Source organism: Micromonospora sp. GCM10011541 (assembly GCF_042650725.1).
GTDB classification, from domain to species: domain Bacteria; phylum Actinomycetota; class Actinomycetes; order Mycobacteriales; family Micromonosporaceae; genus Micromonospora; species Micromonospora sicca.
On record NZ_JBHSBP010000092.1, the window covers coordinates 109,001 to 133,194 of the forward strand.

Consider the following 24,194-nt stretch of genomic DNA (forward strand, 5'->3'; position numbering starts at 1 on the left):
CGCTGTCCCTAACGGCTGACATGCCCGGTTTGGCCGTAGGGCGCTGGTGGCTGTTCCCTAACGTGAGGGAATGTTCGTCGCCGTCGCCACGCGCCGCCGGGTGCTGCTCGGCGCGCTGGCGGGAGCGCTGCTGCTCGCCGCCGCCGTGGTCGGTTTCCGGGCGGTGGACGCGGGCGGACCCGCGCCGGCGGACACCATCGAGTCACCGGTCCACCGGCAGACCCTCGCCCCCGGGTCGTCGCCCGTGCCGGCCCGGGATCCCGCCGGCCGGCGGGTGGTGCGGGTCGTCGCCGCGGGCGACGTGCTGGTCCATCCGGAGGTGACCGCCCAGGCGCGCCGGGACGCCGACCGGACCGGACGGCCGGGTGCTCTGGACTTCGCCCCGATGTTCGCCGGGGTCGCCCCGGCGGTCGCCGGAGCCGACCTCGCGCTGTGCCACCTGGAGACGCCGCTGGCCGATGCCGGCGGCCCGTTCTCCGGTTATCCGTCGTTCAACGCGCCCCCGCAGGTCCTCGACGGGGTGCGCTCCGCCGGCTTCGACGGCTGTTCCACCGCCTCCAACCACACCCTCGACCAGGGCGCCGACGGGGTGGCCCGGACGGTCCGGGCGCTCGACGCCGCCGGGCTGGGCCACACCGGCAGCGCCCGGAGCGCGGCCGAAGCCGCCACGCCGCGGATCTACCGGGTGGGCGACGTCCGCATCGCCCACCTGGCGTACAGCCTGAACTTCAACGGGCTGAGCCGCCCACCGGGTCAGCCGTGGCTGGCCAACCTCATCGACCCGCCCGAGATCCTCGCCGCCGCCCACCGGGCGCGGGCCGCCGGCGCCGACATCGTCGTGCTCAGCCTGCACTGGGGTACGGAGTACCAGCACCTGCCGGACGCCGACCAGCGGGCCTGGGCGCAGCAGTTGATCTCCTCGCCCGACGTGGACCTCATCCTGGGGCACCACGCCCACGCGGTGCAGCCGTTCCAGCGCTTCGGCGACAAGTGGGTGGTCTTCGGGATGGGGAACGAGCTGGCCCGGCATGCCGAGCCGGTCGACGACAACCGCGAGGGTGTGATGGCCCGGGCGACCTTCACCGAGACCGCCCCCGGGCGCTGGACGGTGACCCGGATGGAGGCGCTGCCCACCTGGACCGACCTCGCACCGGACCTCCGGCTGGTCGATCTCACCGCGGCGCTGGCCGACCCCGCCACCGGGGCGGGCGTGCGGGACGACTACCGGGCGGCGTACGACCGGGTGCTCGGCTACGTCCGGGCCCTCGGCGCCGGCCCGGATCAGCTGGTGGCGCCGGGCGGCGGAGCGCCGTCGCCGAGGACCCGGTCGAGGTAGTCGTTGGCGAAGCGGCGGTCGGGGTCCAGGCGGTCGCGGACGGCGAGGAAGTCCGCGAACCTGGGGTAGGCGGGGGCGAGGTCGGCCGCGGCGCGCCAGTGCAGCTTGCCCCAGTGCGGGCGACCGCCCAGTTCGGTGGCCACCTCCTCGAACGCCCGGAAATACGGCTCGTAGGGCGCCCCGACGTACTGGTGGATGGCGACGTACGCGGAGTCGCGGCCGTACCCGTGGGACAGCCAGATGTCGTCGGCGGCGGTGAAGCGGACCTCGACGGGGAAGAGCACCTTGAACGGGAGCCCGTCGATGATCCGCCGGAGCGCGTCGAGCGCGGTGGGCAGGACGGCGCGCGGCAGGGCGTACTCCATCTCCACGAAGCGGACCCGGCGCGGGGTGCAGAAGACCTGGTCGGAGCGGCCGGTGTAGGTGCGTTCGGTGAGCGCCCGGGCGGAGACCGCGCTGATGCCCGGGGCCAGCGCCGGCACGGCGCGGCCGAGCCGGCAGGCGCCGGCGAACACGGTGTTGGCCAGGAACTCGTCGTCCAGCCAGCCGCGCCACCGGGGCAGCGGCCGGTCGTCGGCCGGCACCCGGTCGTTGGTCTTGACCTGCACGCGGGAGGTGTACGGGAACCAGTAGAACTCGGCGTGGTCGTGCCCGTCGATGAGGGCCGGCAGTTCGGCGAGCACCGCGTCCAGCGGCGCCGGGCGCTCGTGCGCGCGGAGCACGAAGGCGTCGACGCAGCGCAGGGTGACCTCGGCCAGGACGCCGACGGCGCCGAGGCCGACCCGGGCGGCGGCGAAGACGTCCCGGTGCTCGTCGGCGGAGCAGCGCAGCACCTCGCCGGTGCCGGTGACCAGGGTCAACGCCGTGACGAAGGTGGACAGGCAGCCGAGGCGGGCGCCGGTGCCGTGGGTGCCGGTGGAGAGCGCGCCGGCGACGGTCTGGGCGTCGATGTCGCCGAGGTTGGGCAGCGCCAGGCCGTGCCGGGCGAGCAGGTCGCTGAGGGCGTGCAGGGTCATCCCGGCCGGCACGGTGACCAGCCGCCGGGCGGTGTCGACGGTGACGCCGGTGTCCAGTTCGGCCAGTTCGAGGCGGTCCCCGTCGGTGAGGGCGGCGCCGGTGAACGAGTGGCCGCTGCCCACCGCCCGGATCCGTCGGCCCGCCGCGGCCGCGGACCGGACCGCCTCGGCGATGTGCTCGACGCTCCGAGGGCGCAGGATGGCGGTGGCCGTGCTGTGCTGGTTGCCGGCCCAGTTGGACCAGGTGGGTGGCGTACCGGGCATGGACGCTCCTCGAAATGAATATGAACTGACTTCATATCAGGAACGTTGTGCCTGGTAAATACCGCAATCGAGCCCCGTTCGTTGTACCGGTAGTCACAGTCCAGTGACGTGCAGATATGTTCATCCGTCGAAGGGGGGTGGCGAGTGTCCACACCAGCCGCCACGACCGGGCCGCTGCGCCGCGTACCGGTGCAGGGTCGAAGTGTCGCGCGGGTCCAGCGAATGCTGGACGCCTGCGCCGAGCTCGTCGACGAGGTGGGGTACGAGGGACTGACCACGACCCTGCTCGCCGAGCGCGCCGAGGTGGCGATCGGGTCGGTCTACCAGTTCTTTCCGGACAAGCGGGCGATCGTGCAGGCGTTGACCCTGCGCACGATGGAGTCCTACCTCCAGCGGCTCGACGAGCGGTTCGCCTCCGACGACCTGACCCACTGGTGGGACGGCGTCGACGCGGGGATCGACGAGTACATCACGATGCACCGCACGGTCCCCGGATTCCGTACCCTGCACTTCGGCGACGTGGTCGACCTGCACCTGCTCGATGAGCAGCGGGACAACAACGGCGTGATCGCCGACCAGTTGGCCCGGGTGCTGACCGAGCGTTTCGGCCTCGACGCGCCCGATCTCCGGTTCCACCTGGAGATCGCGGTGGAGGCCGCCGACTCCTTGATCAAGCTGGCGTTCCGTCGCGTCCCCGAGGGCGACGAGCGGGTGCTGGCCGAGGCCAAGGCGCTGATCCGGGAGTACCTGCACCGCCAGGTCGACGCCCGGAGCGAGGCCACCCAGCCGAACTGAGCACGGCGCCGCCGATCCGTGGTGCGTCGGCCGGCGGCCAGCGCAGAGCCCGGGTGCGACCGGGTGGCTCGACGGCAACCCGTCCGGGGTGCGACCGGGGCGGGAACAGCAACGGAACTCGCCCGGGGTGCGCCGGGTGGCACGACCGGCACCGAGGGCCGGGTGGCAGTTCAGAGGAACGCCCGGCCCTCGCCCCGGTACGTGGGGACGGTCGCGACCAGCGCGTCGCCGTCCACCAGGTGCAGTTCGTTGACGTGCTCGCAGAGCTCGCCGGCCTTCGCGTGCCGGAACCAGACCCGGTCGCCGACCCGCAGGCCGGCCGTCGCCGGGCCGGCCAGCGGGGTCTGCACCTCGCCGGCCCCCTCGGGGCCGAGCAGCTTCAGCCCCGCCGGCAGCCACGGGCGGGGCAGCCGGCTGTCGGCGGCGGGGCCGGAGGCGATCCAACCGCCGCCGAGCACCGTCGCCAGGCCGGGTGCCGGCCGGCGGACCACCGCGCAGGCGAAGAAGGCCGCCGGGGTGGGCCGCCAGGCACGGTAGGCGTCGAAGAGCGTCGGCCCGTACAGGCCCGATCCCGCGGTGACCTCGGTGACCACGGGATCGGCGCTGGTCGCGGCCACGCTGCCGGTGCCGCCGCCGTTGACGAATTCCAGGTCGGCGTGGTCGCGGACCGCGGCGACCGCCGCCGCGCGCCGGGCCAGCAGCTCGCGGTACGACCCGCGCTGGGCGACCCGGATCGCCGTGCCCAGCAGGGCCTGTCCGGGGGGCGCGTCGCCGAGGCCGGCGATCTGCGCCTCGTACGACATCAGGCCGACCAGCCGGAAGCCCGGCCGGCCGGCGACGGCGGCGGCGAGGGCGCCGGCGGCCCGGGCGCTGTGCACCGGGGAGCGGCGGACCCCGACGTGCACCCGCCCGCCCAGTGGCCGCCAGGAGGCGTCCAGGTCGAGGCAGACCCGCAGCGCCGGCCGGCGCCCGGGCGGGCACACCTCGTCGACCAGGTCGAGCTGTTCGGTGCCGTCCACCATCAGCGTCACCGCGTCGGCGAGCGCCGGGTCGGCCGCCAGCTCGGCGAGGCCGCCCCGGTCCGCGGTGGGATACGCCACCAGCACGTCGGTCGAGACGCCGGCCCGGGCCAGCCAGATCGCCTCGGGCAGGGTGAATGCCATCACCCCCTGCCAGCCGGGCCGGCCCAGCGCCCGGGTCAGCAGGTCCCGGGCACGCACCGACTTGCTGGCGACCCGGACCGGCTTCCCACCGGCCCGGTCGGCCAGCGCGGTCGCGTTCGCGTCGAAGGCGGCGAGGTCGACCACGGCGTACGGCGGGTCGAGGTGCGCGGTCGCCCGGTCCAGGCGGTCGCGAAGTTTGTCACTTTCGGTGGCCACGTCTGCACGCTAACTGTCTGGGCGTCAATGCGAAATACCCTCGCGTCTGTCCGGGCTGCGGCCGGTGGTGTCGGCGGCCTACGCTCGGCGAGCAGGCGAATGTCGCGGGTGGGGTCGTTCCCCACCGGGACTAGAGTGTTCCACCGGGGATGCCCAGCTCTGGGCCGGCACGTGGAGGTACGGCCATCGAAAGCCAGAAGAACGGCGAGTCGCCCGGCGTGTCGTCGCCCGGTAGCCAGGCCGACCGGTCCGGCGCCGCCGCGATCCGCTCGGTGCTGCGCATCCGGCCGTTCCGCCGGCTCTGGATCGTGCTCGGCGCGGCCTCCTTCGGCGACTGGCTCGGCCTGCTCGCCACGTCGGTCTTCGCCGCCGCGCAGGTCTCCGGCAGCACCGCGAAGGGCGCTGCCTTCGGCAGCCTGATCGCCGTCCGGCTGCTGCCGGCGCTGGTGCTCGGCCCGGTGGCCGGCGTCTTCGCCGACCGGTTCGACCGGCGCTGGACGATGGTCATCTGCGACCTGCTGCGCTTCCTGCTCTTCGCCTCGATTCCGCTGCTCGCGCTGACCGGCGCCAGCGGCGGGGTGGTGGTCAGCTGGGCAGCCGTCGCCACCTTCCTGATCGAGACGATCACCCTGCTCTGGATCCCGGCCAAGGAGGCCGCGGTCCCGAACCTGATCCCGCGGGCCCGGCTGGAGACCGCGAACCAGCTCACCCTGATCACCACGTACGGCCTGACCCCGGTCGCCGCCGCGATCGGCCTGGCGGTGCTCGACCGCAGCGTCCGGGGCCTCGTCGACGGGGGGATCCCCGGCTGGGCGGAGCCCGCCCAGCTCGCGCTCTGGTTCAACTCCTTCTCCCGGCTGGCCACCGCGCTGGTGGTGGCGTTCGGCATCAAGGAGATCAGCCGGGCGCAGGCCGGCGAGCGGGAACGCACCGAGCAGAGCATGATGAGCCAGTTCACCGAGGGCTGGCAGTTCATCAAGCAGACTCCGCTGGTCCGCGGCCTGGTGCTCGGCATCTTCGGCGCGTTCGCCGGCGGCGGCATCGTCATCGGCACGGCCAAGTTCTTCGCCGCCTCGCTCGGCGCCGGTGACGCCGCCTTCTACATGCTCTTCGGCGCCATCTTCATCGGCCTGGCCGTCGGCATCGGGCTCGGCCCGATGATCGTCCGGGACATGTCCCGGCGCCGCTGGTTCGGCATGAGCATCGTGCTGGCCAGCGCCTCCGTGCTGGTGCTCGCCTTCGCCATCCACCTGTCCATGGCCATCCTCGGCGCGATCCTGGTCGGCGCGGGCGCCGGCATGGCCTTCCTCGCCGGCACCACGCTGCTCGGTGGCGAGGTCGCCGACGAGGTGCGCGGCCGGGTCTTCGCCGTGGTGCAGATCGGCACCCGGCTGGTGCTGATCCTGGCCATCGCACTGAGCAGCCTCCTGGTGGGCGTCGGCGGTTCGCGCAAGCTGACCATCGCCGACCTGGGCGTCTCCGTCTCCTCGACCCGGCTGCTGCTGCTCGCCGCCGGCGCCGCCGGCATCTTCGCCGGGATCAGCGCCTTCGGTCAGATGGACGACAAGAAGGGCGTGCCGGTCCTGGCCGACCTCTGGGGCTCGATCCGGGGCCGTCCGCTGATGCCGGCCGAGCCCTTCGTCTCCAGCGGCCTCTTCGTGGTCTTCGAGGGCGGCGAGGGCGCCGGCAAGTCCACCCAGCTCCGCGCGCTCGCCGAGCGGCTGCGCGAGCGGGGCCGGGACGTGGTGGTGACCCGCGAGCCGGGCGCCACCGGTGTCGGCGAGCGGATCCGCTCGCTGGTGCTGGACAACGCCGGCGCGGAGGCGCCGTCGCCCCGCGCCGAGGCGCTGCTCTACGCCGCGGACCGGGCGCACCACGTCGCCACCGTGGTCCGTCCGGCGCTGGTCCGGGGCGCGGTGGTGATCAGCGACCGGTACGTCGACTCGTCCCTGGCGTACCAGGGCGCCGGTCGTACGCTGCCGGTGCAGGAGGTCTCCTGGCTCTCCTCGTGGGCCACCGGCGGGCTCAAGCCGGACCTGGTGGTGCTCCTCGACGTGGACCCGCACACCGGGCTGTCGCGGGTCGAGTCGCGCAACGCCGGCGCCGACCGGCTGGAGACCGAGTCGGTCGCCTTCCACGAGCGGGTCCGGTACGCCTTCCTCGACCTGGCCGCCGCCGACCCGAAGCGCTACCTGGTGCTCGACGCGTCCCGCCCGGTCGAGGAGATCGCCGACGCGGTGGCCCGGCGGGTCGAGGAATTCCTGGTCGACCCGGCCGCCATCGTGCACCCCCGCCCGGCGCAGGGGCCGGACACCACGGTCCAGCCGGAGTTATCCGACGCGGAGCTGGTGACCATGGAGCACCCCACCTGATGCCGGACGTCTTCGCCGACCTGGTCGGGCAGGACGAGGCCGTCGACACGCTGCGCCGCGCCGCCGCGTCGGCGGCCGCCCAGCTGCGCGCCGCCGCGGCCGGCCCCGCCGCCGTGGCCGGGCCCGACGAGCTGGACGCGCTCGCCGAGGCCGCCGAGGAACCGACCGGGACCGGCCGGGACCCGGGGGCGGGGATGACCCACGCGTGGATCTTCACCGGGCCGCCCGGCTCCGGCCGCTCGGTGGCCGCGCGGGCGTTCGCCGCCGCGTTGCAGTGCGCGCACGGCACCGGCTGCGGCGCGTGCCCCGGCTGCCACACCACGCTGACCGGCACCCACGCCGACGTGCGCCTGGTGGTGCCTGAGGGGCTCTCCATCGGCGTCAACGAGATGCGCGTGCTGGTGCTCCGGGCCGCCAGCACGCCGTCCGGCGGGCGGTGGCAGGTCGTGATCATCGAGGACGCCGACCGGCTCACCGAGGCGGCCGGCAACGCCCTGCTCAAGGCGATCGAGGAGCCACCCCCGCGGACGGTCTTCCTGCTCTGCGCCCCGTCCACCCACCCGGACGACATCTCGGTGACCATCCGTTCGCGCTGCCGGGTCGTACCGCTGCGGCAGCCGTCGGCGGCGGCGGTCGCCGAGGTTCTCGTACGCCGGGACGGGATCGCGCCCGACGTGGCGGACTGGGCGGCGGCGGCCGCGCAGGGGCACGTGGGCCGGGCCCGGCGGCTGGCCCGAGACCCGGAGGCCCGGCAGCGCCGCGACGCCGTGCTCGCGGTGCCGCGCCGGCTGACCGGCGTGGGCGCGGCCTTCGACGCCGCCTCCGCGCTGATCGAGGCGGCCGAGGCGGAGGCCGCGGCGTCGGTCACCGAGATCGACGAGACGGAACGGGCGGCGTTGCAGACCGCGCTCGGCGCGGGTGGCACCGGCCGGGGCGCGGCCGGCGCGATGCGCGGCGCCGCCGGCCAGCTCAAGGACCTGGAGAAGCGGCAGAAGTCGCGGGCCACCCGGGCCCAGCGGGACGCCCTGGACCGGGCCCTGGTCGACCTGGCCGGTTTCTACCGGGACGCGCTCACCATGGCGCTGCGGGCGCCGGTCGCGCCGGTGCACACCGACACCGCCGCAGTGGCCGGGGCGGGCGCGCAGAAGTGGGACGCCGAGGGGGCGCTGCGCCGGCTGGAGGCCGTGCTGGGGTGCCGGGCGGCGATCGAGGCGAACGTGAAGCCGCGGATCGCGGTGGAGGCGATGATGCTCGCCCTCTGGAAGGGCTGATCCGCCCGCGCCGAGCGTCATCCACAGGGCATCGACAGTCACGATTGGTGTGCGGTACGGTCCGGTGTGCCGCAGTGACGGTAGCGGCACGCTCAGTGAGGGGTCTGCCGGGAGGAGTGCGATGCCACGGGGCGAGATCGACGAGGCCTGGATCGAGGAGGCGGTGCGGCGGTACCGGCGCATCGAGTCTCTGCAGGCCGAGTTCGACCAGGCGGTGGCGACGGTCGAGGTCACCGTCCGCTCGCCCGACGGGCTGGTCGAGGTGGTGGTGACCGCCGGCGGGCGGATCATCGACGTGCGCTTCCTCGGCCCGCTGCACGCCCGCAACCCACGGGACGTCGCCGGCTCCGTGCAGGCCGCGGTGACCGCCGCCGCCGACGCCGCGCGGTGGGCCCGGGAGAAGCTGCACAACGAGACCTTCGCGGCGTACCGGCCGCTCGCGGGGGCGTGACATGGAGCCCCTGCACGCCCTGGCCGCCCGCCTGGACGAGGCCAGCGCCACCCTGGCCGGCCTCGCCCGCGCCGTCACCGCCAGCGACCCGGCCCACCCGGCCTTCGGCGCCCAGGCGTCCGGCCGGCCCGGCGAGATCGGCCGGGCCCTGCACCGGCAGTGGACCGCCGCCACCGACGACCGGGCCCGGGAGGCCGGCGCCGCCGCCGCCCGGCTCGCCGCCGCCGCGGCCGCACTGCGCGGCGCCGCCGACCGGTACGCCGCCGTCGACGACACCGCCCGGCGGCGGCTGGTCGGGGAGGCCTGATGGACGCCCTGGACCGGCTCGCCGAACCGGGCCTCGACCTGCTCGCCCGGGTGGACACGCTGCTCGCCGCCGGCGCGCCGGAGGGGCACCGGCTCTGGCCGCTGCTGCGCCGGATGCAGGTGCTCCCCGGCGACGCCGTGCGCGAGTTCCTCGACCTGCATCCCGCGCCGCTGGCGACCGCCGGCCACGCGGTGCGCCGGCTCGTCCGGGTGTACGACGACACCTGCGCCACCCTCGCCGATCCGGTCGCCTGGTCCGGGCCGGCCGCTTCGGCGTACGACGAGGCCCGCGCCGCCCTGCTCCGGCACCTCGACGAGGGGCCGGAGAGCCTGGTGGGGCGGCTCGAGTCCACCGCCGGTTACGCCGACGCGTTGGCCGACTGGGTGGAGGGGAGCCGACTCGCCCTGGCCCGGGCGCTGGCCGACGCGCTGGGTTCCGCCGAGGCGGTCACCGTGCTCGCGGCCACCCGGTCACCTGGCGACGCCGCCCCCGCGGCCGCGTACCCGGCGGCCGAGATCGCGACCCGGGTGCTGGCGGTGCTCGGCGTGGCGTACGACGGCGCGGAGACGCTGCTGCGGCAGTGGTCGCCGAGCCTGGCCGAGACCACCTGGCGGGAACGTGCGGTCGCCGCGCCCCGGTACGGCGGGACCACCCGGATCGGGCGCTGAGCCGGGCGGACGGGCCGCCGCAGGCCCACGGCGTCGCGCGCCGGGCCGGCGTGGCCGGGCTCCGGCGGCGACGCCGTGGCCTTCCCTGCACCCCCCGCAGGTCTGCCCTTCACTCAACGCCGTCAATCGCCGTTTGTCCCCCGTGTCGGTCGTGATTCAGCCGTCCGGGCGAGGAGCAACGGCACGACGGGGTGGATGCCCTTCGGTCGAGTCGACGATCGTGGATCGCTGCGCGCCGTGACCGGACGGCGACGCCCGGCCGCGCCGGACCGGCCGCCGGGTCGTAGGGTGAGGGGATGGGCATGCTCTGCGCGGTCAGCTTCAACCGGTACGGGCGCCTCTACTACCTGGACCCGGGCGAGCTGCGCCCGCAGGTGGGCGACCGGGTGCTGGTGCCCACCGACGACGGGCCAGAGGTGGCCGAGTGCGTCTGGGCCGCGCAGTGGGTGGGCGAGGACACCGACGGTTTCCCCAAGCTGGCCGGGCTCGCCCAGGAGGACGATCTGCGCCGCGACGAGCTGCTGCGCCGGCGCAAGGCCGAGGCGAAGGTCGCCGCGAAGCGGCTGATCCGGGAGCACGGCCTGCCGATGAAGGTGGTGGCGGTCGACCACGTGCTCGGCACGCCGGAGACCGGCAGCGACCGGACCACCGTCTACTTCACCGCGCCGCACCGGGTGGACTTCCGCTCGCTGGTCCGTGACCTCGGGGCGACCCTGCGGTGCCGGGTCGAGCTGCGGCAGCTCTCGGCCCGGGACTCGGCGCGGGTGCAGGGCGGGATCGGCTCCTGCGGCCGTGACCTGTGCTGCGCGACCTTCCTCAACGACTTCGAGCCGGTCACCATCCGGATGGCCAAGGACCAGGACCTGCCGCTCAACCCGCTGCGGATCTCCGGCGCGTGCGGCCGGCTGATGTGCTGCCTGAAGTACGAGCACCCGCTCTACCAGCGGTTCCAGGAGTCCGCCCCGGCGATCGGCAGCCGCGTCACCACCGCGGAGGGGGAGGGCAAGGTCGTCGGGCACAGCGTCCCCCGCGACTCCGTCACGGTCCGCCTGGACGCCGACGGCTCCCGCTGCTCCTGCAGCCGAGCCTCCGTCTGCGCCCCCCGCCAGGCCCACGACCAGCACTACCCGTCCTGACCTGCCTCCTGCCCGCCCCCGGCACGGGTGGGCGTCAGGTGAGGGTGATGGGGGGTTCGGCGAGCCGGGGGGTCAGGCCGGTCGTCGGGGTCAGCCAGGAGGCGGTGGGGGACTGGTCGGGGTTGAGCTGCCAGGCGTGGGAAACCTTGTCCACGGCGATGGGGTAGACGGTGAGGGTGCCGTCGGGGTCGATGCGCATCCGGAGGAAGGACTTCGAGTCCTCGATGCCCTGGCCGGCGAAGAGCTCGTTGACGTTCACGCCGAACGCCCCGGCGACCAGCAGGTACAGCGCCACCACCTGACTGGACACCAGACCGATCACCGGACCGTAGACGACCGCCGCGGCGACCGCGGGCAGCGGCCACGGCCAGTCGTACAGGGGCAGTTGCAGCCAGGCCCAGGTGCCCGCGGCGGCCAACGCGACGTGCGCCACGCCGTGGCCGACGCCGAGGATCCAGTGCCGGGCATGCCGTTTCCCGCCCGCGCTGGGCGCCTTGGCGAAGAACGCCGCGCTCAGCAGCGTCACCACCAGCATGATCACCAGCGGTACGCTGAGCAGCCGCTGCTCCGTGGTGCCCACCCGGTTCGCGGTGACCCCGGCCATCGCCAGCATCAGCAGCGTGTGCAGCGTGCCGAGCAGGGTGGTGAAGCCCGGGTTCCGGAACGGCAGCCGGGCGAAGATCCCCCAGCCGTACCGCCGGGACCGGTCCTTGTCGGGATAGCGGGCCACCAGGTCGTACTCGCGGGTGCGGCTGGCCCGGCGGGAGAGCGTGTCCCGCGGCGGCACCTCCAGCCGCTCCGGCAGCTTGTGTGTGGGGTAGAGGTAGGCGCCGCCGCCACCGCAGGTGATGAGCTGCCGGTCCGGGCCGGTGTAGCGGGCGTAGTGGTGCAGGTCGCCGGAGATCAGCAGCCGCACCTGGGCCCCGGTGGGCGCGATGATCGTACGGATGAAGTAGTCGATCGAGTCGTACGCCGTGGGGTGGTCCGCGGCCTTGACCCAGGTCGGTGCCGGCACCGCCAGGATCACCCGGGACCGCGGGGTCAGCTTGCGGGCCACCTCGTCGAAGTAGGTGAGCTGCGGGTCGTCCAGGTACGACCCGGACTGGTCGTCGAGGCCGAGCAGCCACCAGCCGGCGGGCAGCTCCACCGCGAAGTACGACCGGGACTGGCCGGTGCCCCAGCCGCCGAAGTGCCGGTCCCGGGACCGGACGAAGAGCCGCAGGAAGGCGGTCAGGCCGTCGTACCAGTCGTGGTTGCCGGGGACCGCGAAGAGCGTGGGCCGCTCGGGCGGCGCCACCGGCAGCGCGGCCTGGTAGGGCCCCTTGCACCGGTCCTCGTACGCCGCGTAGGACGCCGAGGGATAGACCTGGTCGCCACCCATCACCAGGGTCTGCGCCCGGGGCAGCCGGTGCCCCTCCACCGCCAGCTCCCGCTGGGCGAGCAGGTAGGCCACCGAGTAGGTCGCGTCGAAGCCGTCGCCCAGGTCGGCCACGTAGTCCAGCCAGAGCCCGCCGTCCGGCCCGGCCTGGCGGAAGATCCCGTCGCCGAACGCGTTCTGCAACTCCCGTTTGTCCAGGTATGCCCCGAAGAGCATCGCCAGCAGCGTACGGATGCCGGTGCTGATCAGCAGGAACGGCGCCAGCCACGGCACCGGCTTGCGCGGCGCGAAGCCCAACTCCAGCGGATCGGTGCTGCGCGGCCGCCGCGCCGCCCGCTCGCCCGGGTGCGCCTCGGGGATCGGCTGCTGCTCCGGTACGTGATCGTCGCTCACCCGCCGCAGGGTAGTCCTGCCCGCCTGCGAGCGCTGTCCGGCGAACGACCGAACGTGCCCCGATGTCCGGACCGGGGTCCGGGGGATCCCGTTCGGCCCGGGGCGGGGGGGTGCCGTACACTTGACGATCGTTGCCGCCTTAGCTCAGTCGGCTAGAGCGACGCACTCGTAATGCGTAGGTCGACGGTTCGATTCCGTCAGGCGGCTCGGTACAGAAGCCCAGGTCATCGGCCTGGGCTTCGCCGTTTCCCGAGGTCGATCACGCTGCCATCAGCGGCGCGAGTCCTAAAATAGTCCTCATCCCGCGCCGCGACCGCTTGATCCAACCGATGCGCCACCGCGTCCAGGTCGTCACCGAACGGCCCGGCGTACACGTCCAACGTCATCGACGCCGAGGCGTGCCCGAGCATCCGCTGCACCGCCTTGACGTTCGCGCCCGCCGCCACGGCCAGACTCGCCGCCGTGTGCCGCAGATCGTGCGGAGTCAACCCCGCCAGCCCGACCGACGCCGCCGCCGGCAGGAAGACCCGCGACCGGAAGTTCGTGTTGCGCAGCGGTCCCCCGTTCGGCGCGGTGAACACCAGCCCGTCCCGGCGCTTCCCGGCGACGTGCCCGGCCAGCTCGTCGACGAGGAAGCGCGGGATCGGCACGGACCGCCGCTGGTGGTTCTAAAGAAGCAGGTGTCTGATCTTGTCTGGGCTTCGCCTCCCACCTGTCATCAATTCGACAAACGCAGGCCGTAGATGCCCCTGTGAAGGACGTCCATGTCGCCAGCTATGACCAGCCGAAGAACTGCCTCCACGGGTGCCATCGCGAGCAGCCTTCGGCATCGCCAGGCGACGTCGAGGAACCAGGCGAGGGGTGGGCTTTTGTGAGTTACGAACCGTGATGCGTACTCCGCCCGGTTAGGGTAGTCGCGCGGCCGGTGAGATTAGGTGGGAGGGATGGGTGGACTCGTACCCTGCGGTGGAAGCCCACGGCTTGATCGGCGACCTGCAGACCGCAGCGCTGGTGGCGATGGACGGGACGCTCGACTGGTTCTGCGCCCCTCGGTTCGACTCGCCGAGCGTGTTCGGCGGCCTGCTCGATCGGCACAAGGGTGGGCACTTCAAGGTGTCGCCAGAGGGCGTCGAGTACGTGAGCAAGCAGTTGTACCTGCCCGGCACGCCGATCCTGATCACCCGCTTTCTCAGCGCGGACGGCGTGGGTGAGCTCGTGGATTTCATGCCCGTCGCGGGCGACCGCCCTACCGACCGCCACCGCCTGGTGCGGATGCTGAGGATGGTCCGAGGCACGATGCGGTTCCGGATCGACTGCGAACCCCGCTTCAACTACGGGCGGGATCCGCACGAGATCGACGCGTACCCCGAGGGGCACGTTTTCCGCAGCCCCGCGCTCTCCCTCGCCGTGAGCATCGTCCGATACCCCCCAAGCCGGCCCGACGAGCAACAAACGGAAGTCCGGCGTAGCAAGGAGGGCGTATGGACGATCGCTACGCTGCGCGAGGGCGAGTCCGGGGCTCTGGTCCTGGAGACAGGGGTGTCACCTGACCGGCCGCGCATTTACCCCCCCGACGAGGTCAGCGACATGCTGGTGCAGACCCGTGACTTCTGGCGGCGTTGGCTCGCCCGCTCCCGCTACAGGGGCCGGTGGCGGGAGATGGTCGAGCGGTCGGCGATGACGCTCAAACTCATGACGTACGCGCCGACCGGCGCGGTGATCGCCGCCCCCACCGCGGGGCTGCCGGAGCAGATCGGCGGGCAACGCAACTGGGACTACCGCTACACCTGGATCCGCGACGCGTCGATCTCCCTACACGCGCTGCTCGGCCTAGGCTTCACCGACGAAGCGTGGCAGTACATGCACTGGGTCGACGACCGGGTCCGGGAGGCCAAGGAACGGGAGGTGCCGCTGCAGATCATGTACCGCGTCGACGGCTCACCCGATCTCACCGAGGAGGTGCTCGATCACCTCGACGGTTACCGCGGATCAGCGCCCGTGCGGGTGGGCAACGGCGCCGCGAACCAGCTGCAACTCGACATCTACGGCGAGGTACTCAATGGCCTTCATGAGGCCGACAGGCATGGTCTGCAGACCTCTCGCCAGGTGTGGCTGAACACCGTGCGACTGGTGGACTGGCTTTGCAAGCACTGGGACCAGCCCGAAGACGGGATCTGGGAAACGCGCGGCGGTCGCCAGGACTTCACCTACGGGCGCCTCATGTCGTGGGTAGCGCTCGACCGGGCTGTCCGCCTCGCCCAGCGACGCGGACGACCGGGCGACACCAGCCGGTGGGTCAGTAACCGAAACCAGATCTACGAACAGATCATGACGCGTGGCTTCCACCCCGGACGCGGGGCCTTCGTGCAGCACTACGCGACCGACGTCCTGGACGCGGCGCTGCTCACCATGCCGTCGGTCGGATTCATCGCGCCGACGGACCCGATGTGGCAGTCAACGTTGCGGGCGATGGACGCAGAACTGGTTTCCGACAGCCTTGTCTACCGGTACGACCCGAACGCCTCACCCGACGGCCTCCCCGGCCAGGAGAGCACCTTCACCATGTGCACCTTCTGGTACGTCCAGGCCCTCGCACGGTCCGGACGTCTCGACGACGCCACGCTGACCTTCGAGAAGATGCTCACCTACAGCAGCCCCCTCGGCCTCTACTCCGAGGAAATCGCCCCCACCGGCCAGCAGACCGGCAACTTCCCGCAAGCGTTCAGCCACCTCTCCCTGATCAGCACGGCCGTGAACCTCGACCGACTGCTCGACGCCCGCCCCTGAGCCGACGTCGCGATGTCCGGGCGGTGCCGCAAGCCGCGCAGCCAGATGGCGGGTACCGTCACCACGGTTTCGGCGGCCTCGCGGTCGGTCATGCCGGCACCATTGCACCCCTCCGATACTCGGCGGAGAGCCATGCGTGTCCTGATACCGATCTGTCATGCAGGTCCCGAGACCGGGCACGCTGGCTGCCGGCTCAATCTGGCTGAGCGAACTGCCGAATTAGCCTCTTAGAGGATCAAGGCGGCCCGCAAAGCGGGCCGCGCCGGCCCGGCCCCGGCCTGCTGGCGACCTCCGGCCGGCATCGACCGGGCCGGCCGGCCACGCTGGCGGGGACCCGGTGTGAAGGGCTGAGGCGGGACGATCGCCGTCGGCTCTGCTCTCCGTCGAGGGCGGGGCGATCGCTGCCGCGCAGCAGAGCTGCTTGCCCCCGGACTCTCGTGGGCACTCTCCCGTTCGATGGCGATGAGGACCAGGGCGTGGCCCGTCCCCCGGGTGCCCGATCCTCTACGCCGCCCACCCGGCGTCAAGGGCGCTGCGCGTCGGCACGCCGATGGCCTACGGCCACCCTTGACCCCGGCCGGGCGCCGCAGTCCTTGGCACCCATCCGGGGATGGGGGCAGACCGGCGGTCATCTTCAGTCGAGAGATAGAGCGGTTAGCGACTCGTCACGACATGATCAAGGCTGGTACTGCTGCCGCCAGCTGTCCGCCACGTACTCGGCGAAGATCTCACCGAGGACGTGCAGTGCAATCGCGGCCTGTTCGTCGGCCTTGCCCAAGGTCCGGGCACAGGCGGTGAGCGTTTTCCAGAGGGCCCAGCCGCGCCCACGCGCCCACGTCGCCCCGCCGACGGACAGTCGCTCTCGGAACGCCTGCCGACCCTCGGCGGTCAACAATGTCCATGCGATCGCCACGTCACAGGCCGGATCGCCGACGCCGCACGTCCCAAAGTCGATGACAGCGGCCAGTTCCCCGTCGTTGAGCAGGAGATTTCCCTGGGCGACGTCACCGTGGAACCAGGTCTGCGTACCGTCCCAGGATGCGTCCCCTGCGTCCTTCCAGATCTCGCGGGCCAGGTCGACGTCGACGTGGCCGTCCAGCGCCGTGAGGGCGCGCTGGACTTCCCGGCCGTAGGTGCGCAGCGTGCCGCCCCGGAACCAGTTGTGCTGCCCGGGGAGGGGGCCGCCGGTGGGATCGATGCTCTGTAAGGCTGACAGGAACTCGGCCAGGTCGATGGCGAATCGGACGGAGTCGGCGATGCGGTCCGCGCTCGCAGGCTCGCCGTCGAGCCATGAGTAGATCGACCAGGAGTAGGGGTAGCCCGCGCCGGGTTCCCCTTTCGCCAGTGGGACGGGGATGGGCAGCGAGAGCCGGGGGGCGAGTTCCGGCAGCCATCGGTGCTCCTTGTCGACCGCCAAGGCGTACTCGGCTGCGCTGGGCAAACGCACCGACATCCCGGAGCTGAGGTGGAAGGTCCAGTTGTCCCAGCCGCCGTTGGCTACCGGCTGGACCGGGAGGTGGGCCCACTGGGGGAACTGGTCGGCGACGAGCCGACGCACCAGTTCCGCGTCAACGGCGATGCGTTGGGGCACGGGACCGAGATGCGGTGTGTTGGTCACCGAGACGTCCTTGTCTGATAAGGGAAATTCGGAGTGTCGCCACGAGTCACGCCAGGGACAGTTGAAATCAGCGCAAGGGCATGAAGCAAACGAGCGGCGTGCCAGCCACGTGCCAGTAGCCGGTGTCCCGAGGGGGCACGAGCGGGCACGAGCTGTGAACCACTCCCCTGCCATGGGCAGGCGTCTCAGGCACCCCGGGGCGGTGATCTTCGTCCTTCCAAGCTGACGGTGCCCGTTCATCGCCTCGGCCGAGGCGGGTTCTCGTGTCAATCTTTGAAGCGCCGAGGCGTCTCCGTCACAAGGTCCTCAGCATGTCGGCGTCGGAACTCCACCACAGTCAGTGCGGTTGCGGTCAAGAGCGCCAGTGGGGCCAGGGCCAGGAGGTAGACGGCCCAAGGGGTGATGAACCCCAGGAGGAAGCACGCGACCACGGCAATGGGCCATGACCGCGCCAGAATGCCCGGTCCCCAGAATCGCCACGGCGACGCCCCTGGTACCGCCTCCCACGAGTTCAGGCGGCCGAGCAGTGCGCTGATCACGTTCGACCACACGCCCAGCAGAATCAGGATGCATAGGAACGGACCTAGGCCATCGGGCACGGCAAGATTGTTCGGCCCCGCCCAGTGGAGCGCAAGGGCGGAAGGCGCTCGGCGCGCCCCGAGCTGACCGCGCCTGCGCGACGGTCCGCATCCAGTCCGCAAGAGGCCGGCAAACGGCGGGGGACCGCTGGGAGATGTCGGGAGGCGTTTCCGCTGCCAGACCGCCATGTGCCCAGGTCGGCGGGGCGGGCACTTTGATCTCGTAATGCGTAGGTCGATGGTTCGATTCCGTCAGGCGGCTCCAGAGAAAGGCCCAGGTCTCCGGCTAGATCGCCGATCGTGACCTGGGCCTTTTCCGTGGCGTTGGAGAGCCGAGCAGCCAAACGAGCAGCCAACATGTCACTCACTCGACCACAGCGCCCCCTCCAGCCGTGCCGCCGCTTCCCGCGCGATCTCGGGGGCGACGTGTGCGTAGATGTTGAGCGTCACGCTGATCTGCGAGTGGCCGAGGATTTCCATGACCACGCGGGCGGGCACGCCCTGGGCGAGGAGGACGCTCGCCGCCGTGTGCCGTAGGTCGGGCAGCCGAACCTGCCGCAGACCGGCCTGTCGGATGATCTCCCGGAACGAGCGGCAGTCGTTGCGTGGGTGGATCGGGGTGCCGACGCTGGTCGCGAAGACCAGGCCAGGGTGATGCGTGACAGAACAGTCCCAAGACATGGGTGACACGTCCGGCTAGCCGGGTGGTGACGGCGGCTCGGGCGGGCGTCCGCGGGCGCGGGCTGCGTCGGATATGGCGATCCCGGTCAGGACGAGGGCAGCAGCGGCGGCGACCACGACTGGCGGCAGGGGGTGCATCGCCGGTGTCAGGGCGGCCAGCGCAAGGACGCCGATCGGTCGGGACCGGGACACGCGGCCGAACACCGCGTGCTCGAAGCGGGCGCGCCCGGCCAGGTACAGCGCGGGTCCGCCGAGGATGACGGCGATCCAGGCCGGTGGGGTGTGTCCGAGTGGGTGGGCGATGACGAGTTCGTCGCCGACGGCGGCGACGACCACGCCGGCCACCATGGCCAGGTGGGCGTATGACGCCGATCGGGCGAGGCGGACCGGGTCGGGAGACACGGCAATCGCTTCCGCCAGGACTTGCCCAGCGCGGTAGATGTAGATCCGCCACAGCAGCACGGTGGTCGCGATCGACACTGCGAACGCGGCGACCCCGTCCGGCGCGAAGTCGCTGCTGCTCAGCGCCAGTCCGGTAACCAGGATCAGCTCGCCGAGCGCGATGATGAAGAACTGCCGGTAGCGCTCGGACAGGTGCTCGCCCGAGATCACAAGGTCTTGGCTGGGCGTACGGCCCGCCCCTGGGGTGGGGAAGCCGATTCTGCCTGCCGTGTGGTCAAGGACGACCGCGAGTGCCCACAACGCGCCACGCGCCGTGCCGTGCACGAGCGCCCCCGCGATCCACGGCAGCGCCGACAGGCCGTACCAGAACAGCCCCCGCACGACGTGGCGCTGCATTTCGTGGCGATGCAAGACGGCCACGAGGACGAGCCCGCGGCCGAGCTGGACGGCGACGTACGCACCGGCGAAGATCAGGCCCGTGTCGCCGAATGCGTCGGGCACCGCGGCTGCCATCACCAGGCTGCCGACCATGGTCGCGATGACCAGGGCCTGGATCACCGTTCGTTGCGGGTCCGTCCGGTCGGTTAGCCACGCGGTGCTGGACCAGACCCACCACATGGCCCCCAACAGCACCAGCGTCCGGAGGGCGCCGCTCCACCCGAGATCCTCGGCCAGGCCGCGCGAGAGCTGAGCGAGCGCGAGGACAAACACCAGGTCGAAGAAGAGTTCCAGGAACGTGGCCCGCTGTGGATCCCCGGCTTTTCGCAGCAGTTCGGCCGCCCTGCTCGTCGTCATCGGCTCGCCCGTCTGCCAACTTTGCCCCAGATTTGAAGCATTCTGCCATGTGCACACGGCCCCTGGGCCCGGGTGCGCATCGCGGCCGCGGTACGCGGCCGGCTGGAGTCCGGAGCGCTGGGCACCGACCGCGACTGCCACGATGCAGCAGAGCGAGTGATCCACTACGTGTCGACCTCATAAGGAAGCCCTTGTTCCGATCCGGGAGCAGCTCGGCGCAGCCTGGTCGATGTGGTCGATGTGCTCGACGGCGTATACCAGGGCTGGAGGCCAAGCAGCCAAGCGCGGATGCCTGCTACGACCGGCACCGCAACACCGAGTTCCTGGCCTTCCTCAAACAGGTCGCCAAGGCCCATCCACGCGTGAAGCTGCACGTCGTGGCCGACAACTACGCGACCCACAACCACCCGAACGTCAAGGCGTGGCTGGCGAAGAACCCGAGGATCCGCATGCATTTCACCCCGACCAGCGCGTCGTGGATGAACATGTTGAGATCTTCTTCGGGATCATCACTCGTCAGGCCATCCGCCGCGGCACCTTCACCAGCGTCCCAGACCTGATTGGCGCCATCCGCACGTTAATCGACGGCTACAACCAGCGTTGCCAACCGTTTCGCTGGACCAATACCGCCGATCAGCTCCTGGCCACAGCCGACCGACGCCCCCCACGCCACGACATCACCGCCGGGAACACGGCATGAGCCGACGGCGCTACGTGGCGCGCGGAGTGCCTGGCGGGTACCGAGTCTGGGACAACAAAGCCCGCAGGTGGTGGGGTGACCTCTACCAACTCTGCCCCGACGACCTCCTCACCGAACTCAACGGCGAAGCCAACCCAGACAAGATCACGGCCCTACTCAAGCGATATCGGGCGCTGAAGCGATAGCGTCAAATCACTTCAGACACGCGACGCTAGGACTCGTCGTGGGGCACCCTCACGGCGCCGTTGAACATACCGTTGCGCTCGTGCTGGAGGTCGCGGCCATCGCCGTTCTGCCGTTCGTCGCGGCCATCATCGTCTTTTTACTCGCGCCCAACTACTTCACCCTGCCGGGCCGTGGCCTGAAGGTCACCTTGGTGGTGATCGTCGCCATTGTGGCGTTGACCGGCTTCCTCGTCGGCCATTTCAATAGCCGCTTCCTTGCGTGCCAAGACTTCATCGTGGCCGGCGATGATCCTCCCTCGAACTGCCACAACGACGAGCAGTAAGCCGCTGTCCGTCACATCGACCGGCCAGGGCGACCACGTGATCGTGCACGCGCCCGCAAGGCCGCCTATCCGTCACGGTGCGACCGCGGCCCAGCTATTCAACGCGCCCGGTGGTTGGCCTCCTGCCGCCTCAGTGAGGTCGCGCCACGTACCAGCGACAACCGATGACAGCAGACTACGAGGTGCATCGGCGTTCACACCGAAGAAGTCAGCCTGGTTCCTTCGCGCGGCAGTGACTGCGGGGGGATGCTTCCATAGGTATCTGTCAGACTCGGCCGCGTGGTGACGGAGGAGCGGTCCCGGGAAGTTCGCTCGGTGGTCGGCATGGTGACCGGGTGGGCGGCTGAGCGCGAGGACGTCCGTGGGGTGGTGGTCGTGGGCTCTTGGGCACGCGGGGCCGCGCGGATGGACTCCGACGTCGACATCGTGGTCCTTGCGGACAACGCGCGTTATGCGGAGGCGGGCGTCTGGGCGGGTCTGCTCGGTGGTGAGGTCGTCCGGTTGCAGGAGTGGGGGCCGCTCAGGGAAGTCCGTGTCCGGCGCCCATCAGGGCTTGAGGTCGAGATGGGCGTCGTCCCGGTGAGCTGGGCAGACACTGACCCGGTCGACTCAGGAACCCGCCGGGTCATCAGTGACGGCCACAGCATCGTGCACGATCCGGCAGGTGCGCTGGCCGCGTTGTCGGCGTGCTGCACGAGCAGCCAAGCGAGCAGCCAAGCGAGCAGCCAAACCGGCGAGCATGAGCGAACGACCACGGACCCGGCATCACCCCTGACATGAGAACCAGGCGGTAGACCAGCGTCGGGCGGCCGACTCGTAATGCGTAGGTCGACGGTTCGATTCCGTCAGGCGGCTCGGTACAGAAGCCCAGGTCAACGGCCCGGGCTTCGCCGTTTCCCGAGGTTGATCACGTCGCCGCTGGCGGGCCGAGTCCTTAGATGGTCCTTGTCCCGAGCCGCGGCCGCCCCGTCCAGCCGGTTGGCGACCGCGTCCAGGTCATCACCGAACAGACGTGCGTACACGTCAAGCGTCGTCGACGCCGGGGCGTGCCCGAGCATCCGCGGCACCGCCTTGACGTTGGGCCGCCAGATGCCGGCCCCCGCCGACCTGTACGCGTGGGCACGTGCCTGCGGCGCCCAGGACATCGCCGCTCAGGACCTGTTGCGGATGCTCGGCGAGGTCCAGGCCGTGCACCGCCTGGGAGCCCTCGGCCGAGGACCTCCACCCGGCGATCGTCGCCGCCTAGACCGACAGCGAAGCGGGCGCCCTCGCATCGAGGGCGCCCGCGTCGCCGCGTGCACTAGGCCAGCGCCTTGACGGCCGAGCCCGCCGTGGACCGCTCCCGCGCGACGCGGCGGCGCCGGGTCGGCATCCCGAGCGTCGGGTTCGCGACGCCCCAGGCGGCGCCCTTGCAGACCAGTTCCTTGTAGACGGCGGCGAGCCGTCCGGTCAGTGCCGCCCGGACGGTGCGGTCGTCGGCGGTGACGTACTGGATCACGCCTTCCTTGCGGCCCAGCGAGATGCACTGGTTGAAGTAGCGGATCGGCATGTTCGGGAGCTTCCCGCCGGTCAGGCGCGCGGCGATCGCGTCGGCGGCCTGCCACGCGACCGGGGTGCCCGAGGCGCACGACATCCGCAGCGGCTTGTTGCCCGGTCCCATCGCGTAGGCCGCGTCGCCGACGGCGTAAACGTCGGGGTGCGAGACCGAGCGCATGGTCCCGTCGACCACGATCTGGCCGGCGCCGGTGACCTCCAGGGCGGTCGCCTTCGCGATCGGGTGGACCGCGAAGCCGGTGGTCCACACGGTGACCGCGGCCGGGATGGCCTTGCCGTCGGCGGTGGTGACGCGGTCGGCTTCGACGCCGGTGACGGCGGCGTGCTCGTGCACGGTGATGCCGAGCTTGTCGAAGACCTTCCGCAGGTGCCCGCGGCCCTTGGGCGAGAGCCAGTCGCCGAGGCCGCCGCGGGCGGCGAGGGCGACGTCGAGATCCGGGCGGGCTTCGGCGATCTCGGTCGCGGCCTCCAGGCCGGTGAGGCCGCCGCCGACGACGGTCACGGTCCGCCCGGCCTCCAGGCGGGCCAGGCGCTCGCGCAGCCGGAGCGCTCCGGGGCGGCTGGCGATCTCATGGGCGTGCTCGGCGGTGCCGGGGACGCCTCGGGCGTTCCAGCCGCTGCCGAGGGCGTACACGAGGGTGTCGTACTCCAGCTCCTCGGCGCCGGTCGCGTCGATGACGGCGACGGTCTTGCGGTCGACGTCGACGCCGGTGACCTTCGCGAGCTTCAGTTCGACGCCGGTGCCCGCGAACATCTCGCTGAAGGGCCGGGGCTTGAGGTCCTGGCCGACCGCCAGCTGGTGCATCCGGACCCGCTCCACGAAGTCGGGCTCGGCGTTGACGAGGGTGATGGCGACGTCCTCGCGGTGCAGCCGCTTGGCGAGGCGGCCGGCGGCGATGGCTCCGGTGTATCCGGCTCCGAGGACGATGATGCGGTGCTGCATTTCCGTACTCCTGTCTGACGCGGGTTCGCCACTTGAACCGGGCGGCCCGCCGTTTCCTGACAGGAACGTCATGTGAAGCACGTCACACGGGCGTCAGAAGGCATTGAACAGCGGTTCCCCGTGGTCGGAGGCCGCGAACCGCTCGGTCGCGCGCTCCAACTTGTCGGGGTTGACCTGGTTGCGGAACGCGGCGATGCCCTCGGCCGTGACCTCCAGGCACATGACGCCGACGACCCGGCCGTCGACGACCGCCACGACGGCGGGGTCGCCGTTGGCGGTCCAGGCGTAGACCTCCGGCGCGCCGCCGACCATGGCGCGCTTGGCCTCGCCGGGTTTGAACAGGCCCCACAGGAACTTCGCGACCGCGAGGGCGCCCTCGAACGCCTTGGCGCGGGCCGGGACCTTCCCGCCGCCGTCGCCGATCGATATCGCGTCCTCGGTGAGCAGCCGCACGAGCGGCTCGGTCTGGCCGCTGGTGGCGGCCGCGAGGAACTCCTCGACTATCCGCCGGGCGGCGGCCTCGTCGATCTCGGTGCGGGCCCTGCCGTCCGCGACGTGCTTCTTCGCGCGACGGAAGATCTGCTGGCTGGCGGCCTCGGTGATGTCGAGGATCACGGCGATCTCCCGGTGCGGGTAGTCGAAGGCCTCCCGCAGCACGTACACCGCCCGCTCGTTGGGGGAGAGGCGCTCCATGAGGGTGAGGACCGCGTACGAGACCGATTCGCGCTGCTCGGCGGTGTCGGCCGGGCCGAGCATCGGGTCCCCGGCGAGCAGCGGCTCGGGAAGCCATTGGCCCACATAGATCGTTGACCGGAATTTCGCTCCTGGTCAGCAGGGGCTAGTGATCGTAGGCGATCAATGA

The 24,194-nt window shown here is 71.8% G+C and carries 20 protein-coding genes, 1 tRNA gene and 2 pseudogenes; 13 read left to right on the forward strand and 10 right to left on the reverse strand.

Translation table 11 applies throughout. The features are described from left to right. Positions 1 to 70: 70 nt before the first annotated feature. The gene (locus tag ACFOYX_RS31650) at positions 71 to 1,336 is read left to right on the forward strand and encodes a CapA family protein (protein ID WP_322441064.1); all 1,266 of its coding nucleotides are present in this window, start codon (positions 71 to 73) and stop codon (positions 1,334 to 1,336) included. Here the strand turns inward: ACFOYX_RS31650 and ACFOYX_RS31655 are convergent. Beyond that, positions 1,282 to 2,616, reverse strand: coding sequence for a D-arabinono-1,4-lactone oxidase (locus ACFOYX_RS31655; protein WP_322441063.1), 1,335 nt, complete (start codon positions 2,614 to 2,616; stop codon positions 1,282 to 1,284). The genes ACFOYX_RS31650 and ACFOYX_RS31655 overlap by 55 nt on opposite strands. Before the next feature lie 222 nt (positions 2,617 to 2,838). Here ACFOYX_RS31655 and ACFOYX_RS31660 point away from each other — a divergent pair, with 222 nt between their 5' ends. Further along, positions 2,839 to 3,411 carry a TetR/AcrR family transcriptional regulator gene (locus ACFOYX_RS31660; RefSeq protein WP_109801717.1) on the forward strand — a complete coding sequence of 191 codons (573 nt, stop codon included), beginning with the start codon at positions 2,839 to 2,841 and terminating at the stop codon, positions 3,409 to 3,411. Between the two features lie 170 nt (positions 3,412 to 3,581). On the opposite strand, the gene ACFOYX_RS31665 is transcribed toward ACFOYX_RS31660, so the two are convergent. Further along, on the reverse strand, positions 3,582 to 4,790 hold the full coding sequence (locus tag ACFOYX_RS31665) for an amino acid deaminase/aldolase (protein ID WP_322441062.1): 1,209 nt from the start codon (positions 4,788 to 4,790) through the stop codon (positions 3,582 to 3,584). Positions 4,791 to 5,008: 218 nt separating this feature from the next. Here ACFOYX_RS31665 and tmk point away from each other — a divergent pair, with 218 nt between their 5' ends. From tmk to ACFOYX_RS31695, 6 genes are all read left to right on the forward strand, one after another. Then, a complete protein-coding gene (tmk, locus tag ACFOYX_RS31670; protein WP_255420198.1) occupies positions 5,009 to 7,162 on the forward strand; it encodes a dTMP kinase in 2,154 nt (717 codons plus the stop codon). Beyond that, positions 7,162 to 8,433 carry a DNA polymerase III subunit delta' gene (locus ACFOYX_RS31675; RefSeq protein ID WP_322441061.1) on the forward strand — a complete coding sequence of 424 codons (1,272 nt, stop codon included), beginning with the start codon at positions 7,162 to 7,164 and terminating at the stop codon, positions 8,431 to 8,433. Before tmk ends, ACFOYX_RS31675 begins: the two co-directional genes overlap by 1 nt. A gap of 121 nt (positions 8,434 to 8,554) precedes the next feature. Continuing rightward, positions 8,555 to 8,884, forward strand: a complete 330-nt coding sequence (locus tag ACFOYX_RS31680; RefSeq protein WP_322441060.1) for a YbaB/EbfC family nucleoid-associated protein — start codon at positions 8,555 to 8,557, stop codon at positions 8,882 to 8,884. Position 8,885: 1 nt separating this feature from the next. Beyond that, positions 8,886 to 9,191 carry a type VII secretion target gene (locus ACFOYX_RS31685; protein WP_109801721.1) on the forward strand — a complete coding sequence of 102 codons (306 nt, stop codon included), beginning with the start codon at positions 8,886 to 8,888 and terminating at the stop codon, positions 9,189 to 9,191. Further along, positions 9,191 to 9,859 carry a hypothetical protein gene (locus tag ACFOYX_RS31690; RefSeq protein ID WP_322441059.1) on the forward strand — a complete coding sequence of 223 codons (669 nt, stop codon included), beginning with the start codon at positions 9,191 to 9,193 and terminating at the stop codon, positions 9,857 to 9,859. The genes ACFOYX_RS31685 and ACFOYX_RS31690 overlap by 1 nt, the downstream gene beginning before the upstream one ends. Before the next feature lie 296 nt (positions 9,860 to 10,155). Beyond that, the gene (locus ACFOYX_RS31695) at positions 10,156 to 10,995 is read left to right on the forward strand and encodes a regulatory iron-sulfur-containing complex subunit RicT (protein WP_322441058.1); all 840 of its coding nucleotides are present in this window, start codon (positions 10,156 to 10,158) and stop codon (positions 10,993 to 10,995) included. A 34-nt stretch (positions 10,996 to 11,029) separates the two neighbouring features. On the opposite strand, the gene ACFOYX_RS31700 is transcribed toward ACFOYX_RS31695, so the two are convergent. Beyond that, on the reverse strand, positions 11,030 to 12,766 hold the full coding sequence (locus ACFOYX_RS31700; RefSeq protein ID WP_322441057.1) for a metallophosphoesterase: 1,737 nt from the start codon (positions 12,764 to 12,766) through the stop codon (positions 11,030 to 11,032). 133 nt (positions 12,767 to 12,899) lie between these two features. On the opposite strand from ACFOYX_RS31700, the gene ACFOYX_RS31705 reads away from it, so the two are divergent. Next, positions 12,900 to 12,973: transfer RNA gene (locus ACFOYX_RS31705), tRNA-Thr, on the forward strand. Between the two features lie 17 nt (positions 12,974 to 12,990). Here the strand turns inward: ACFOYX_RS31705 and ACFOYX_RS31710 are convergent. Beyond that, positions 12,991 to 13,416 (reverse strand): tyrosine-type recombinase/integrase, encoded by a 426-nt coding sequence (locus tag ACFOYX_RS31710; protein WP_322441056.1) that lies wholly within the window; start codon positions 13,414 to 13,416, stop codon positions 12,991 to 12,993. Positions 13,417 to 13,714: 298 nt separating this feature from the next. Here ACFOYX_RS31710 and ACFOYX_RS31715 point away from each other — a divergent pair, with 298 nt between their 5' ends. Then, positions 13,715 to 15,553 carry a glycoside hydrolase family 15 protein gene (locus tag ACFOYX_RS31715; protein ID WP_322441055.1) on the forward strand — a complete coding sequence of 613 codons (1,839 nt, stop codon included), beginning with the start codon at positions 13,715 to 13,717 and terminating at the stop codon, positions 15,551 to 15,553. Positions 15,554 to 16,229: 676 nt separating this feature from the next. On the opposite strand, the gene ACFOYX_RS31720 is transcribed toward ACFOYX_RS31715, so the two are convergent. From ACFOYX_RS31720 to ACFOYX_RS31730, 3 genes are all read right to left on the reverse strand, one after another. Beyond that, positions 16,230 to 17,171: an aminoglycoside phosphotransferase family protein gene (locus tag ACFOYX_RS31720; protein ID WP_322441054.1), complete on the reverse strand. Its 942-nt coding sequence runs from the start codon at positions 17,169 to 17,171 to the stop codon at positions 16,230 to 16,232. Between the two features lie 938 nt (positions 17,172 to 18,109). Further along, on the reverse strand, positions 18,110 to 18,430 hold the full coding sequence (locus ACFOYX_RS31725) for a tyrosine-type recombinase/integrase (RefSeq protein ID WP_322441053.1): 321 nt from the start codon (positions 18,428 to 18,430) through the stop codon (positions 18,110 to 18,112). A gap of 15 nt (positions 18,431 to 18,445) precedes the next feature. Next, positions 18,446 to 19,792 (reverse strand): low temperature requirement protein A, encoded by a 1,347-nt coding sequence (locus ACFOYX_RS31730; RefSeq protein ID WP_322441052.1) that lies wholly within the window; start codon positions 19,790 to 19,792, stop codon positions 18,446 to 18,448. Positions 19,793 to 19,914: 122 nt separating this feature from the next. On the opposite strand from ACFOYX_RS31730, the pseudogene ACFOYX_RS31735 reads away from it, so the two are divergent. From ACFOYX_RS31735 to ACFOYX_RS31745, 3 genes and pseudogenes are all read left to right on the forward strand, one after another. Continuing rightward, positions 19,915 to 20,305: pseudogene (locus ACFOYX_RS31735) on the forward strand (transposase); the annotation flags it as partial. A 287-nt stretch (positions 20,306 to 20,592) separates the two neighbouring features. Further along, the gene (locus ACFOYX_RS31740) at positions 20,593 to 20,835 is read left to right on the forward strand and encodes a hypothetical protein (protein ID WP_322441051.1); all 243 of its coding nucleotides are present in this window, start codon (positions 20,593 to 20,595) and stop codon (positions 20,833 to 20,835) included. A 324-nt stretch (positions 20,836 to 21,159) separates the two neighbouring features. Continuing rightward, positions 21,160 to 21,615, forward strand: coding sequence for a nucleotidyltransferase domain-containing protein (locus ACFOYX_RS31745; RefSeq protein WP_322441138.1), 456 nt, complete (start codon positions 21,160 to 21,162; stop codon positions 21,613 to 21,615). A 92-nt stretch (positions 21,616 to 21,707) separates the two neighbouring features. On the opposite strand, the gene ACFOYX_RS31750 is transcribed toward ACFOYX_RS31745, so the two are convergent. The 3 genes and pseudogenes from ACFOYX_RS31750 to ACFOYX_RS31760 form a co-directional block, all read right to left on the reverse strand. Beyond that, positions 21,708 to 21,980 carry a hypothetical protein gene (locus ACFOYX_RS31750; protein ID WP_146231059.1) on the reverse strand — a complete coding sequence of 91 codons (273 nt, stop codon included), beginning with the start codon at positions 21,978 to 21,980 and terminating at the stop codon, positions 21,708 to 21,710. Positions 21,981 to 22,135: 155 nt separating this feature from the next. Continuing rightward, positions 22,136 to 23,332, reverse strand: a complete 1,197-nt coding sequence (locus ACFOYX_RS31755; RefSeq protein WP_109801730.1) for an NAD(P)/FAD-dependent oxidoreductase — start codon at positions 23,330 to 23,332, stop codon at positions 22,136 to 22,138. A gap of 93 nt (positions 23,333 to 23,425) precedes the next feature. Beyond that, positions 23,426 to 24,139: pseudogene (locus tag ACFOYX_RS31760) on the reverse strand (sigma factor-like helix-turn-helix DNA-binding protein); the annotation flags it as partial. Between the last annotated feature and the right edge of the window lie 55 nt (positions 24,140 to 24,194).